The following is a 14,427-nucleotide window of genomic DNA, read 5'->3' on the forward strand; positions in this document are numbered from 1 at the left end:
GGGATGCGGTTCATCCATCACCAACTGCCGCCCAGCGAGTGGCCATTCGGCAAGCCGCGGCCCCCGAGCCGGACAGCGCCACCTGGGCGAAACCCACAACGAGCACCCCCCTGATAGCGCTGTCGCCCGGGTCAACGGGGGTGGTCCGTCGGGTCCAGGTGGAGGACGACCGTCGGATTTCCGCACACGGTCACTCGACCAGGCCTTGCTCGGCCAACACGCGCCAGGCCATCCAGCTCAATAGCGCGCGGCGCCTGTAGCACCGGTTCCCAGCGGGCCGGCAAGGTCAACCGTATCAGCATGCTTGCATATAGCTTCGCACGCTTATACTGTATCAGCATGCTTACTGGGACGGACTCCAGGTCCCGTTACACAGGTCCCGACCTGGCACGGCATCGGTCCACATCCTGGGCCACCTCCCCAGCGGCATCGTGACGATCCGTCGCGCGACACCCACGGCAGGTCGGTGAGCATGGCCGTCTTGCTTTGGCGGCCGACACCACAGCGTCCCCGCTGTTCTTTCGCAACCAGCGCCGCAGGCTCTCAGCCTGACGCGGTGGACCGTAATCCCCAACCTCAATGGAGAGGCGTGTCATGGGCCATCCAGCAGACATCCCGGCCGGGACGTTGAGACGTATGACGCTCGCGGCAGCGATCGGTAATACGGTGGAGACTTACGACTACGCGGTCTACGGCTTCCTCGCCACCGTGCTGGCGAAAGTCTTCTTCCCTGCCGCGAGCCCTGCGACCGCGCTGCTGTCGTCGTTCGCGGTGTTCGGGTCGGCCTTCCTCGCCCGCCCGGCGGGCTCGGTGGTCTTCGGGCCGCTCGCCGACCGGCTGGGCCGCCGGCCTGTCCTGGTGGCATCGCTGCTGCTGATGGCGGGAGTCAGCACGCTGATCGGCGTGCTGCCCTCGACGGCGACCATCGGGATCGCCGCGCCCGTCCTGCTTGTGCTGCTGCGCTTCGCCCAGGGACTGGCGGCCGGCGGCGAGTACACAACCGCGATCATCTACGTCGCCGAGTTCGCCCCGCCGCACCGGCGCGGGGCCTTGTCGAGCCGCGTGCAGGTGGGCAGTCTCGCCGGGTTGCTCATAGGCGCCGTCGTCGTGCTCTTCCTCAACGCGGCGCTAACACGTGAGGAGATGCTCGCCTGGGGCTGGCGGGTGCCGTTCCTGCTCGCGCTGCCCATCGGCACGATCGGCCTTTACCTGCGAAGCCGGTTCGGCGAGACCCCGGCGTTCCTCGCGGCCCGCGACGAAACGTCCACAGAGGACGCCAAGGTCACCGACCAGTGGGCCCGGGTGTTCCTCCTCGTCGGGGTGTCCGTGCTGCATGTCATCGGCTTCTACATGACCTACACCTACGTCCAGAGCTACCTCATCCAGCTGCGTCTGTCCCCCTTCACCGCCACCTCGGTCATCGCCTTCGCGCTGCTGATCGGCCTGTTCCTGGTGGTCGCCGGTGGCCGGGCCTCCGACCGGAAGGGCCGGCCCCTGGTGCTGCTGGCGACCTCGCTCACCGTCCTCGTCGTCACGTATCCGCTGTTCGCTGCGCTATCCACCGCACCGCCGCTGTGGCTCGTGATCCTCTGCACCGTGCTGCTGTCTGCCGGTCCGGCGTTCTACTCGGGCGTCGCGCCGATCACCTACGTCCAGCTCATCCCGGTCCGGGTGCGCGGCAGCGTCGTCGCGGTGTCCTACAACATCGCGGTGGCGGCGCTGGGCGGCTCCGCGGTCTTCATCTGCCAGGCCCTGATCGAGCTGACCGGTGACAAGCGCTCCCCCGCCTACCTGCTGCTGGCCGCGGCCGCCGCGAGCGCGATCGCCGCGTTCGCCCTCACCCGCCGATCGGCCCAACGCCTGCTGCCCTCCCCCTCGCCCATGTCTTCGACCGCAAAGGCCGGTTCATGACGAATCTGTCCCTGCCCGACGCCCGCGCGCTCGTCGCGGCCGCGATGACCGCGTGCGGGCATTCCGCCGGGGCCGCCGAGACCATCGCCGACCACCTGCTCGACTGTGAACTGCGCGGGCTGTCCTTCGGCGGGCTCGCCCGGGCGCTGTCCATAGCGGAGCGCGTTCGCACAACCGCCGCGCCGCCGCGGCCGATCCGGGTCGTCAACGAGACGCCGGTATCCGCCACCCTGGACGGCGGCGACCAGGTGGGCTACCTCGTCGGCATGCACGCGCTGCGTCTGGCCGTGGCAAAGGCCCGCGCTCAGGGAATCGCGGTCGTCGGCGCGCGCAACACCTGGTACACCGGGATGTTCTCGTACTACCTGGAGAAGGCGGCGGAAGCCGGGCTCGCCGGAATGATCGCGGGCAGCGGGCCAGCGGTGGTGGCACCGAACGGTGGCACCGAACCCCGATTCGGTACCAACCCGATCGCCTTCGGTTTCCCGGCCACGCCGACTCCTGTTATCTGGGACATCGGCACCTCAGCCGTGATGTACGGGGAAGTGACGCTGAAGGCGCGGCTCGGGGAGAAGCTGGCCCCCCGCCAGGCCTACGACTCCGCCGGGGTGCCGACGCTCGACGCGGCCGCCGCGCTCGAGGGTGCGTTCGGCGTGTGGGGCGGGCACAAGGGCTCCGGACTCGCTCTGGTCGTCCAGCTGCTCGGCATGATGACCGGCGCGGCCGCCGACCCGCCCGGCGTTTCGGACTGCGGCTTGTTCGTCGTGCTGTTCGACCCCGGCGTGCTCACCGATCCGGACGACTACCGGCAGCGGGTCGCGGCCTTCGCCGATTCGATCCGCGCCACCCGTCCCGTCGAGGCCACCCGCCCGGTCCGGGTGCCGTTCGACCGCTCGGTGACCCGTCGGAACGAGACGCTCCGGCGGGGCACCATCGACGTGCCCGAAGCCGTGGTCGAGGCCCTGCGCAAGGAGGCCGCAGGTGTCTGAGGACCCCGACGCCTCCGCGATCGCGCCCTCCCCGTCGGGCCGGCTGCTGTGCGGCGGCTGCGCTCCGCACGACGCCTGCCGCCTGGGCGTTGAGATCGCCGACGCGCAGGACGACGTGGTGCGGTTCGAGGTCGTCTGCCCACGGTCCTGGCACGGCGGCCCCGGTGTCGCCCACGGCGGTTGGACGGCCGCGGTGTTCGACGACGTGCTCAGCGTTGTCGCGCTGCGGGTCGAACCGCGGCTGGTCACCAAGTCGCTGGCGATCTCCTACCTCCGCCCGGTCCCGGTCGAACGGCCCGTTCAGGTGCTGGCCCGGATCGACCGGCACGCCGGCAGGCAGTGGGAGGTCTCCGCCGAGATGACGCTCGCCGGCACGGCGCTGGCCACCGGCCGGGCCGAGCTGCGGACACGCCACCCGCACCATTTCGCCCGGCACGAGGCCTGGCTCGCCCGTCAATCACTGTCCCCCAATGGATCCCACGCAGAAAGCTGAGAACGCCATGGTCGAATTCTTCACTGGGCTGCAACCCCTCCAGGCCGGCGAAACCGACCCCGACCGCATGATGTCCAGGGTCCGGGAACTGGACCGCTCGCAGGTCGTGGACCGGGTCCTCGTCGGGTACTCCTCCACCTGGCCGCACAACCACGCCACCGCACCGTTCGCGCTGGCAGCATCGGAGAAGTTCTCACCGATCGTCGCGCACCGTCCCGGCGTGATGGCGCCGGTGGCCGCCGCACGCTACTTCGCCACCCTCGATGTGCTGGCCCGCGGGAGGCTCGCTGTCAATGTGGTCGTGGGCGGCTCCGAGAAGGATCTGCGCCGCGAGTCGGACGACCTGTCCAAGGCCGAACGCTACCGGCGGGCGGTCGAGTACCTCGACATCGTCCGTCGCGCCTGGACCGAAACCGAGCCCTTCGACCACCACGGCGAGTACTACACGGCCGAGGCGGTGAAGCTGCCGACCAAGCCGGTGCAGGGGCAGGTGCCGATCTTCATGGGTGGCGAGAGCGCCGACGCCGTGGACTTCGGCGCCCGGCACGCTGACCTGTACATGCTGTGGGGGGAACCGTTCGCCGGCACGAAGGAACGCATCGACCGGGTCACCACTGCCGCCGAGCGCTACAACCGCCCGATGCGGTTTTCGCTGAGCCTGCGTCTGTTCATCGGTGACACCGACGACGCCGCCTGGGCCCAGGCCCGGGCCGTGGAGCGGCAGATCGCCGAGGCCGCCGGGACCCCGACCTTCCTGCGCTCGTCGTCCACTGACACCTCCGTTGGACGGCAACGGGCACTCGCGCTCACCGACCGCGAGTTGCACGACGACTGCTTCTGGACCGGGCTGACCAAGCTCCTGGGCGGCTTCGCCAACTCTCAGGCGCTCGTCGGCACCGAGGAGCGCATCCTGGACACCCTCGGCAGGTACCGGGAGCTCGGGATTGACACGTTTCTCGTGACGACCGGCGCGGAGGCGGCCTGGGACCCGTCGTTGGAAGGGTTTCTGGCCCGGGCGAAGAAGGAGCTGGGATGACGGTAACCATCGCACCGGGCAATGGGGCCCGGGGCCTTGAGGACTTCTCCGGTCTCGGCGACGGCACGGTCGGCGGCCTCATCGCTGCCCGCGCCGTGGAACATCCGGACAGGCTCGCGCTGGTCTTCGAAGACACCGAGCTGACCTACGGCGCACTCGACGCGGCAGTCACCGACGTGGCACGCGGTCTCATATCGCTAGGCGCCACCCCGGGCAGTTCGGTTGGGATCCTCCTGCCCAACCAGCCCGAATACCTGCTCGCCTGGCTCGGAGCGGCCCGCGCCGGCCTCGTCGAGGTCCCGGTCAACACCGCCTACAAGGGCTCCTTCCTCGACCACGCGCTCCGCAGCACCGGCGTGCGCGTGTTGATCACCAATACACCCTTGCTGGAACTCGTCGCCGACCTGCCGGACGTACCGCGAACGCTCAAGACCGTCGTGCTACTCGACGCCGACCGGCACCGCCGCATCCCGCCCGGGGTAACGGTCCATACGTGGAGCGACCTGCTCGCAGCCGGCGACCCGGCGACAGAGCTCCCCCGTGTCGCGCCGCAGGACCCTGTCGCGATCATGCTCACCTCCGGCACGACCGGGCGGAGCAAGGGTGTTGTGCACCCGCACTTGATGCCCCTGGTCGCCGGACGCGAGTGCGCGGCGCAGCTGGCCACGACTGCCGATGAGCGGCTCTACACGTGCCTACCGCTGTTCCACGGCGCCGCGCAGGTCAACATATCCCTGCACGCCTTCTATGCGGGGGCGACCGTGGTCCTCGGGCGTCGGTTCAGCGCCAGCAGGTTCTGGGACGAGCTGCGCACCCACCGGGTCACCCAGTTCAACGCGCTCGGCTCCATCTTGCCGATGCTCCTGGCGCAGCCCCCGTCCGACCGCGATCGCGACCACCAGGTGACGAAGGTGTTCGCCGCGCCCGCCCCGCCCCAAGTGCTGCATCCGTTCGAGGAGCGCTTCGGCGTGCGCATCGTCGAGGGCTACGGACTCACCGAGATCAAGAACGTTCTTTACAACCCTCTCAGTGACCGGAAGGTCGGCTCACTGGGCCTGCCCACCGAATCGTCCGTCCTGGAGATCCACGACGAGTACGGCCATCGCGCCGCGCCCGGCCAGGCCGGGGAGATCGTGTACCGGCCTCGCCTGCCGAACATCATGTTCTCCGGCTACCACCGCGATCCCGAAGCGACGCTCGCGACCATGAAGGATCTCTGGTGGCACACGGGCGACCTGGGCTACACCGACGAAGACGGCTACTTCTACTTCATCGACCGCAAGAAGGACGCGTTGCGCCGCCGCGGTGAGAACATCTCCTCCCACGAGGTCGAATCGGTCCTGCTCGCCTACCCCGGCGTCGTGGTCGCTGCTGCCGTCGGCACTCCGTCCGAGCTGGGCGAGGACGAGGTCCTCGCGGTCGTGCAGCTCGAACCCGGACACGAGCTGGACCTCACCGAACTGTTCGCCCACTGCGACCGCTCGATGCCGCACTTCATGGTCCCCCGCTACTACCGCATCGTGGACCAACTCCCCGTCACACCGAACGGCAAGGTCCGCAAGCACCAGTTGCGTGACCAGGGCCGCGCTGATGCCTGGGATGCGCTCGCCGCCGGGCTCAAACCCACCCGCCACGCCTGAGGAGTCCCATGTCCCTACCCGACGGAGTGCGCATCCGCGAGATCGCGCCCCGGTTGACCTTCCAGGACCACGTAGTCCCGACCGCAATAAAGATCGAACTCGTGCAGCGCCTCGTCGACGCCGGTGTCCGCGCGTTCGAGCTGTCCTCCTTCGTCCGGGCCGATCTCGTACCTGGCCTCGCCGACGCCGCGGAGGTGTTCGCCCAGGTGCCGCGAGTGCCCGGGCTCAGCCTCGGCTGCTGCGTCGGCAATAGGCACGGGCTCGGCCGCGCGGTCGACGCGGGAGCCGACACCGCGTATTTCCTGCTGTCCGCTGACGAGGAGTTCGCCCGCGCCAATATCGGACGGTCCACCGCGGACTCGTTGCGCGAACTGGAGCGCATGCACGCGTACGCGGCAGACCAAGATGTCATGCTCGGCACCTACATCATCTTCGCCTGGGGTGGGCCGATCGCCCCAGCGCGCACCGGTGAGGATCTCGAACCTCTGGCCCGGCGGCTCCTCGATATCGGGGTGGACCATTGGATCCTCGCGGATTCCTCCGGCTACGCGGCACCGCCCCACATGCGCGAACTCGTCACCGCCGCGCTCGCGCACGTGCCGTCTGCGAACCTGACCGTGCAGATCCATGACGACCGCGGCATGGGCCTGGCCGCCCTGCTCCCCCTCCTCGAACTCGGCATCCACGCCATCGACACCTCCCTCGCCGGCAGCGGCGGCCACCCAGCGATGCCTGGCACCCAGGGCGGCGGTCTGTGCACCGAGGACGCCGTGCAACTACTCGAACTGTGCGGGGTGGACACCGGTATCGACCTGCCCCGCCTGATCGAGACAGCGAACTGGCTCACGGGCGAGGTCGGCGTACCCGGCAAGGGATTCGTTCGGCACACCGGTCCTGTACCGAGCGCTGGCCAGCCCAGCACACCGCTCACCTTCACCTGGTGACAGCATGAGCTTCTTCCTCGTGCACCGCGGCCACCCGGACGACAAGGTTGGCATAAGCACCTCGGACAGCTCCTGGACTGGACACGTCACCGGCTCCCGACGGCTCGCTCGTCACGTCCGGACCGGCCGACGGCACTGACGCGCGCTCGGCGCTGATGATCCTGCAAGCCCCGGACCGCGATGCGGTGCGGGCAGTCATCGACACCGATCCCTTCATGGTCCAGGGCACGTTGATGCCCTGGAGAACCGAACGGGACCCGTAATTCGGTGCGTTCCACCACCAGTCCCGAATGGCTTCCGCACCGGAAGCGAAGATCGGCCGCTGAGCACCGGTTCAGCGCCATGGTCAAGGAGGACCAGTGACGAAAACCAGCGCACCCACGATCGTCGTGGCCGGCGCCGGGCTGACCGGCCTCTGCGCGGCGATCGCCGCGCGCGAGGCAGGCGCCCGCGTTGTACTGCTGGAAAAGGGCAGCCGCGGGGATGTCGGCGGAAACGCCGCCTTCTCCGGCGGGTTGTTTCTGTTCTGCTATGACGGGCCGGACGATCTCACGTCGATCACGGAGGACTTCGAGCCGGGCATGAAAGCTGACCGGATCGAGGCGCCGCCCTACACCCGGGATGCCTACGCAGCTGAGCTGCTGGCGATGAGCGGCGGCCAAGCCGACTCCCGCCTGGTCAACGCCCTCGCTGAACGGTCCTTGGACACGGTGCGCTGGCTGGCCGCGAAGGGCGTCCGCTTCACCTTCAACCGCACCCTGGGGGCGGAAGTCCGCGACGGCGTCCTGCACATCCCCCCGGGCCAGGTCCTGACGTGCACCGGCGAGGGAATGTCGCGAGGGTTCGAGGTGATCCGCCCCCTACTGGCGCACGCCGAAGGGATCGGCGTGGAAGTCCGCTGGTCCACCCCACTCGCGGAGGTGCTGCGCAGCGAGGGCCGACTCACGGGTGTCGCCGTCGGCGACGGCAGCGAGACCGTCCCCGCCGACGCCGTGGTGATCGCCACCGGCGGCTTCCAGGGCAGCCGTGAACTGCGCCGCGAGCATCTGGGGCCGCAGTGGGAGACGGTGCGCCTGCGCGGCACCCGCCTGGCCACGGGAGACGGGATCCAGGCCGCACTTCGCGCTGGGGCGGACAAGGCGGGCACCTGGTCGAGCTGCCATGCGGCCGCGGTCGACCCCACCATGCCCTCACCGGAATCCAGCGAGGCCTCACCACCGTTCCCGCTGCACGGCTTCTGGCTCGGCGTGCTCATCAACCGCGACGGCGAACGTTTCGTCGACGAGGGTCCCGGCCCGTGGGTCAAAAACTACTCGAAGATGGGCAAGGCGATCATGCGCCAGCCCGGGTGCGAGGCGTTTGAGATCTTCGACCAGCGGACCGCGGCCCAGGTGGCCGATGAGTTCGCCGGCGCGGCGGAGCCCACCATCGCGCACACTGTCCCCGAGCTCGCCAAACGGATCGGGGTGCCCGCCGACCGGCTGGCGCATACGCTCGAGACGTACAACAGCGCCTGCCCGTCCGGCAACGGCATAGCTGACGCTCGCGGCACGACCGGCATCGCACCACCCAAGTCCCACTGGGCCTTGCCCCTCGACCGGCCACCGTTCGTCGCCTACCACGCCATCGCGGGGCTGACCTTCTCATTCGGTGGCATCCGGATCGACCCGAACGGGCGGACGCTTGGGGTGGACGGGGCGCCGGTGACCGGTCTGTACGCAGCCGGCGAGGCTATCGGTGGTCTGTTCTACGGCGACTATCCCGGTGGCGCCGCCCTCATGCGCGCGGCGGTGTTCGGCCGCGCGGCCGGACACACTGCCGCGACCGAAACCAAACCGACTCCTCATGCGGCTTGAAGGACGCTGAGCAGGCGAGACAGGGACGGGCTGCGGTCGAGCTCGCCTTCAGGCCCGCCTGCAACTACCTCCAGAGCGGGGACACCCACAGCCCACACCCGTGTAGGCATGCATGCCCCACGTCGTGATCGTTCGACCCTCTGCCGCGGAACGAGCACGTGAGCTGCTTGGGTCACATCGGCGCGGCTAATCCCCGCGGCGGCCCATGTCCCGAAGTTCGTTCTCCACCACGAGCGCGGCCTGTCGCAGGCGGCGGTCGGTGGCAACGATGTCATCCCGCCCGAGCGTGTCGTTCAGCGTGTCACTGATCTTGAGGACCTCCTCGCTCATCTCACCCAAGGCGGCCAAGCCTGCCTCGGTGACCTGGAGCGAGAGCGCCCGTTCGCTCTCGGGATGTGCGTCGCGGGCCACGAAACCGCGGTTCTCCAGTTGGGTGACGATCCGCGTCATGGTCTGTGGCCGCGCGTAGCAGCGGCGTGACAGCTGAGCGAGGGTGAGATGGGGCTGATGGGCCAGGATCCGCAGGGCGGTGTAACTGGACAGCGTCATATTCCAGGGACGCAGTCGCGTGTTCCCGATCCTGGTGACCGCCCGCTCCAGCCGGAAGGCGGCATCGATCATCGAGGACGCTTCGTCCATGCCGGCGGTGACCTCGGTCGGCGAGCGTCCGTCGTCGAACGGGTTGATGTAGGGCAGTGGGCTTGTCACCCGTGCAGCATACGACCTGCGGGACCAGAACATCAGCATGCTTGCACACACCTAAGCATGCTTGCGTACATCTAAGCATGCTTGTACAGTATCAGCATGCTTACATCAGTGGACTCTCCGTGCTCGGGCCCCGACGCTGCGCGTTTCCGGGCCGTCCTCGGGCACTTCCCCAGCGGCATCACCGCCATCACCTCGCGCGATGCGCAGGACAGGCCAGTGGGTATGACCGTCGCGTCCTTCACCTCGGTCTCACTCACCCCTCCCCTCGTGGCGTTCCTGCCCGGCAAGACGTCGTCGACATTCCCGGTCATCGCCGAGCGCGGCACCTTCTGCGTGAACATCCTCGCCACCGACCAGGAGCGGATCTGCCGTGCTCTATCGGTGTCGGGAGGCGACAAGTTCGCCGACGTGACCTGGCGGCCCGGACCGAACGGAGACCCGGTCATCGACGGCGGGGTCGCCTGGATCGGCTGCACGATCGAAGCCGTGCACGACGCGGGTGACCACCACATCGTCATCGGACGTGTCGACGACCTCGACGCCGACACCACGGCGTCCCCCCTACTGTTCTTCCGAAGCCGCTACAACCACCTCACATCCGCCTGATCGGAGCGCCGGATCCACAGGAGGCCTCACAAGGAGGGGCCTCAGAACACTGACAGGAGAAGGGCCATCGACAGGGACTGCGGAGTTCCGGGCGAGCTGATCGACGATCTCACGGCAGAGTTCAACTCGCTGCAAGCACTCATCACACCGGGGACAGACCTACGGCAGCCAACTCCGGCCGCCGGCTGGGACATCGGAGCGAGCGTGTCGCACCTGATCGGTTGCGACCTTGTGGCCAAGGAAGCGATAGCCGCTCCCGGTGAATTCCAGCGCGCCCGTCCCGCTACGGACGATGGCCTGGCCGAACTCCTCGAAAGCCACATCGCGACCCGCCAAGACCTCCCGGTGGAGCAACTGCGGCAGGAATGGACTGACGCCTTCGCGGCACTGCTGAGGGCATTTCAGTCCACGCGTCGGGATGAGAAGGTTCCCTGGTTCGGGCCGCGGATGAGCCCGGCGACGCTGGCCACAGCTCGCCTGATGGAATACTGGGCCCACGGCCAAGATGTCGCCGAGGCCCTGAAGATCGTCCCTCGACCCACCGACCGGATCCGGCACGTTTGCCACCTCGGCTTCGTCACCTTCGAATTCAGCTTCGCCAACCGCGGCTTGGCCGTGCCAGCATCGCCACCGCGCGTCGAGCTGCGTTTGCCCAGCGGCCAGCCATGGGCCCGCGGCCCGGAAGACGCCCACACCTTCGTTACCGGCGACGCACTCGACTTCGCCCTGGTGGTCACCCAGCGCAGGCACCGGCTCGATGTGGCCCTGACCTGCCAAGGCGAAGCCGCCGAGCAATGGCTCGCCATCGCCCAATGTTTCGCGGGCCCGCCCGGCCCTGGACGGCAGCCGAGCGAAGTGGATTAGTTTGTGTCGGACTTGACCTGTGCCGCCCGATCGCGGAGCACGACATGCTCCGCGACATCGTCCGTTCGCCGGCCGCAGCGAAGATCGCGCCGTACGCCGCGCGGCGCACGAGGAGGCCCGCTTCCCGCAGGAGGCGATGGAAGCCCTCGTCGCCAGTGATCCGCACGCGGTCCACGTGCCCGAGGAGTACGGCGGCGCGGGCGCCGACGCGCTCGCCACGGTGATCGCCCGACGCGGGCGTGAGCGAGTACCACACGGTGGCGGCGGTGACCGAACCCGAGAAACGCAGCAAGGGCATATCGGCGTTCGTCGTCGAGAAGTCGGACGAGGGCGTCTCCTTCGGTGCCGGGAGAAGAAGCTCGGTATCAAGGGCTCCCCCACCCGCGAGGTCTACCTCGACAACGTCCGCATCCCCGTCGACCGGGGACCAGCCGGAGGGGATGTACGCCATCCTCGACGGCACGCACTACAACGGCGGCTGCCGGCTACGGCGCTCACGCCCCGGGAGTGCCCTATCTACCGGCAGACACCAAGGGGCTCACGAGATCTCTGCACTGCGCCGCAGGTCTACCGGAAAGGGTGACGGACGAATCGGGCACCGTTGACACGTCTGCGAGTTGGGAGCACACGCACCAGCTCCGTACGGGCGGTGAGCGTGGTGCCCATCACCGGCAGTTCACCGCGCTTGGCACCGTCCAGGAGCGCCCGCTCCGGCAGCGGCCCGGGTCGGGGGTCGTACGGGCCCGGCTCCAAGCGGCCGTCGGCGTGAAGATCCAGGCACGGGGCAACCGTCCAGCCGTAGCCCACAGTGCGTCCGGGACGGCGTCCAGCGGCTTACCCGTCCGCCCGTCTCCCGCACCACCCACTCGAGCCGCCAGTCGGCGGGGAGCTTCTGCCAGGAGAGGCACTCGTACAGTTCGCGCAGGTGGGCGTACCCGCCCTCGTGCACGGGCGTCAGAACAGTGATCGTCGTCATCACGAGCCGCAACGGAGAGAGGGCCTGAGCGGTTCAGCGGACCGCGAGACACCGGTGACCCCGCCGAGGAGGCATCAGGGCCTGCGCGCCGGCGTCACCGCGCGCACCAGCCGCTCGCCGCGACCGGGCCACGGGCTTCACCGGTCGCGGCTCAGACGGTCACCGCGGAAGCCCCCGCCCACCGTTCAGCCGATCCCGTCCGGCGCCATCGCGCCCACTCATGTTCCCGAAGAGTGTTGAACCGAGTCCGCGCTCGCCCCGTGGTAGCGATCGACGAAAACTGCACGCGGAGGAGACCTCCCCCGGGCCTCGCTTCCCTTCACCAGGCAGGACACAGGCCGGTGACGCGGGCCCCGGGACCGTTCGCGGGCCCGTGAACACCCACTACGGGACTCGCATCTACCTTCGTGAACTTAACGGCGGTTTCCCGTGAAGGGCACACGACCTGCCCGATCGGGCCTATCTCCACGGACGGGTGTTTTGGATACCGGACCCATGAAAGCCACGATCACCGAGAAGACCGAGAGGGGGACGACGGGAAGGCGCCGACACTCGGTAGTCTCCGTACCAACCACCGTGCTCGGCCTGCTTCTTCTGCTGCTGCCGGCCGCCACGGGGTGCGTCAGTGTCCAGGACGAACCGAAGGCCGAGAAGAAGCGGCCCAACGTGCTGATGGTGATGACCGACGACCAGTGGCTCGAGTCGATGAGAGTCATGTCCGAAACCCGGAAGCTACTGGGCGGCGAAGGCGTCACCTTTGACCGCTACCACCCGTCGTCACCTCTGTGCTGTCCCTCACGGTCGACCTATCTGAGCGGGCAGTTCGCCCACAACAACGGCGTACGGCACAACTCCGCCCCGCGGGGCGGCTACGACAAGCTCAACGAGAAGAAGACGCTGCCGGTGTGGATGCAGAAGGCCGGCTATGTCACCTCGCACATTGGCAAGTACCCCAACGGTTACGGCGTAAAGGACCCGAAGCACGTGCCGCCCGGCTGGGACGAGTGGCGCGGCGCGATCGATCCGACCACGTACAGGATGTGGGGCTACCAGCTCAACGAGAACGGGAAGCTGCACACGTACGGGAAGCCCAGCGAGGAGGACCCGAAGCTCTACCAGACCGATGTGTACCGCGACAAAGGCGTCGACTTCATCAAACGCAAGGCCGAAGGGGACAAGCCCTTCTTCCTCAGTCTCGCCTTTCTCGCACCGCACAGCGAGATCCTCCCGAATGAGGAGAAGGTGAACTCGGGCGACACCCCGGAATCCGGGCCGCCCCCGCATCCGGGCGTCGGGGCAGCCCCCCGTCCGGCGCCTCGCCACAAGGGCACGTTCGCCAACGCGAGGCTGCCCGAGAACCCCGCGTACAACGAGAGTGACATGCGGGACAAGCCACTGTTCCTCCAGCGGCGCCCGAATCTGGACAGCGAGACCACAGAGCGCATCACCGAGAGCTACCGGGGACGGCTGGAATCGCTGCTGGCCGTCGACGAGGCCGTGGCGAAGCTGATGAGCACGCTGAAGTCCACTGGTCAACTGGACAACACCTATGTGCTGTTCGCCGCCGACAACGGATTCTTCTTCGGCGAGCACCGCGTGCCCACGGGAAAGTTCCTTCCGCACGGCGCGTCGGGACAGGTGCCGATGCTGCTGCGCGGCCCCGGCATCGCCGCGGGGCAGCACTCGAAGGAACTCACCAGCAACGTCGATCTGGCCGCCACCATCTCGGACATCGGCGGCGCGGACCCGGACCTCGCACTCGACGGACGGTCGCTCCTGCCGTACGGGCGTGATCCCCGCAAGAGCAGCGGCAGGCCGGTGCTTCAGGAGATCGCGGAAGGTGCCCGCCGCACACCGGTGACTCCCCCGGGCCCCGGCAAGCCGCCGGCCGGGGGGCCGCCGAACGACGACGTCTCCGCGGGGCGGGCCGCGGCTGCCGGGGACCTCGACATGGATGGCCCCGCCTCGCCCACCCCTCAGTCGCCGGGGAAGAAGCGGAAGGTCGGCAAAGGGGAAGAACTTTCCGCGGCGTACGAGGCCATCCGCATCGGCGACTACCTCTACGTCCGCTACAACGCCGGCGGCCGGGAACTGTACGACCTGGCTACCGATCCGCACGAATTGACCTCACGCCACAACGATCCGCGCTACAAGAAGGTCCGCGCATTCCTCGACCAGCGGCTGGACAAGCTGCAAGGGTGTGTGGGCGAGGAGTGCCGGGAGGAAATACCCCAGCCTCCCGAGCCCGGGTGAGCCGCCGTTCTCCCGCGACGCCAGATCCTGGCACGCAGCCCGGTAGTGCGCGGAGAAAGTGCCCTCGCCTGGCTCTGCGTCCGTCATGTCCGACGGATACCGGGGGCACCCGATCGGGATGATCGGCCGCCTTGCCGTACGCGTCCGTGAG

At 68.6% G+C, this 14,427-nt stretch carries 12 protein-coding genes and 1 pseudogene; 12 read left to right on the plus strand and 1 reads right to left on the minus strand.

Features of this window, described 5'->3' with window-relative positions; all coding sequences use genetic code 11:
- Positions 1-636: 636 nt before the first annotated feature.
- The 7 genes from ACJX2R_RS11320 to tcuA all read left to right on the plus strand — a co-directional run bounded on the left by ACJX2R_RS11320 (position 637) and on the right by tcuA (position 8,869).
- Positions 637-1,911 (plus strand): MFS transporter, encoded by a 1,275-nt coding sequence (locus ACJX2R_RS11320; protein ID WP_413099981.1) that lies wholly within the window; start codon positions 637-639, stop codon positions 1,909-1,911.
- A complete protein-coding gene (locus tag ACJX2R_RS11325) occupies positions 1,908-2,900 on the plus strand; it encodes an Ldh family oxidoreductase (protein ID WP_413099982.1) in 993 nt (330 codons plus the stop codon). Before ACJX2R_RS11320 ends, ACJX2R_RS11325 begins: the two co-directional genes overlap by 4 nt.
- Complete coding sequence (locus ACJX2R_RS11330; RefSeq protein ID WP_262705555.1) at positions 2,893-3,393, plus strand: PaaI family thioesterase; 501 nt, start codon at positions 2,893-2,895, stop codon at positions 3,391-3,393. Before ACJX2R_RS11325 ends, ACJX2R_RS11330 begins: the two co-directional genes overlap by 8 nt.
- Positions 3,371-4,429 (plus strand): LLM class flavin-dependent oxidoreductase, encoded by a 1,059-nt coding sequence (locus ACJX2R_RS11335; RefSeq protein WP_413099983.1) that lies wholly within the window; start codon positions 3,371-3,373, stop codon positions 4,427-4,429. The genes ACJX2R_RS11330 and ACJX2R_RS11335 overlap by 23 nt, the downstream gene beginning before the upstream one ends.
- Complete coding sequence (locus ACJX2R_RS11340) at positions 4,426-6,069, plus strand: AMP-binding protein (protein ID WP_413099984.1); 1,644 nt, start codon at positions 4,426-4,428, stop codon at positions 6,067-6,069. The genes ACJX2R_RS11335 and ACJX2R_RS11340 overlap by 4 nt, the downstream gene beginning before the upstream one ends.
- A gap of 8 nt (positions 6,070-6,077) precedes the next feature.
- Positions 6,078-7,013 carry a pyruvate carboxyltransferase gene (locus tag ACJX2R_RS11345; protein WP_413099985.1) on the plus strand — a complete coding sequence of 312 codons (936 nt, stop codon included), beginning with the start codon at positions 6,078-6,080 and terminating at the stop codon, positions 7,011-7,013.
- Positions 7,014-7,402: 389 nt separating this feature from the next.
- Complete coding sequence (tcuA, locus tag ACJX2R_RS11350) at positions 7,403-8,869, plus strand: FAD-dependent tricarballylate dehydrogenase TcuA (RefSeq protein ID WP_413099986.1); 1,467 nt, start codon at positions 7,403-7,405, stop codon at positions 8,867-8,869.
- 186 nt (positions 8,870-9,055) lie between these two features.
- Here tcuA and ACJX2R_RS11355 read toward each other — a convergent pair whose 3' ends face one another.
- Positions 9,056-9,577 (minus strand): MarR family winged helix-turn-helix transcriptional regulator, encoded by a 522-nt coding sequence (locus tag ACJX2R_RS11355; RefSeq protein WP_413099987.1) that lies wholly within the window; start codon positions 9,575-9,577, stop codon positions 9,056-9,058.
- Positions 9,578-9,673: 96 nt separating this feature from the next.
- Here ACJX2R_RS11355 and ACJX2R_RS11360 point away from each other — a divergent pair, with 96 nt between their 5' ends.
- From ACJX2R_RS11360 to ACJX2R_RS11380, 5 genes and pseudogenes are all read left to right on the plus strand, one after another.
- Positions 9,674-10,183: a flavin reductase family protein gene (locus ACJX2R_RS11360; protein ID WP_413099988.1), complete on the plus strand. Its 510-nt coding sequence runs from the start codon at positions 9,674-9,676 to the stop codon at positions 10,181-10,183.
- A 99-nt stretch (positions 10,184-10,282) separates the two neighbouring features.
- Positions 10,283-11,047 (plus strand): TIGR03084 family metal-binding protein, encoded by a 765-nt coding sequence (locus tag ACJX2R_RS11365; protein ID WP_413105823.1) that lies wholly within the window; start codon positions 10,283-10,285, stop codon positions 11,045-11,047.
- Between the two features lie 44 nt (positions 11,048-11,091).
- A pseudogene (locus ACJX2R_RS11370) lies at positions 11,092-11,471 on the plus strand (acyl-CoA dehydrogenase family protein); the annotation flags it as partial.
- Between the two features lie 16 nt (positions 11,472-11,487).
- Entirely contained in the window at positions 11,488-11,652 is a 165-nt protein-coding gene (locus ACJX2R_RS11375; protein ID WP_413099989.1) for a hypothetical protein, read from the plus strand.
- An 866-nt stretch (positions 11,653-12,518) separates the two neighbouring features.
- Positions 12,519-14,276, plus strand: a complete 1,758-nt coding sequence (locus ACJX2R_RS11380; protein WP_413099990.1) for a sulfatase — start codon at positions 12,519-12,521, stop codon at positions 14,274-14,276.
- Positions 14,277-14,427: the final 151 nt, after the last annotated feature.

It is taken from the genome of Streptomyces sp. Inha503 (assembly GCF_047215865.1).
Classification (GTDB): Bacteria; Actinomycetota; Actinomycetes; order Streptomycetales; family Streptomycetaceae; genus Streptomyces; species Streptomyces lycopersici.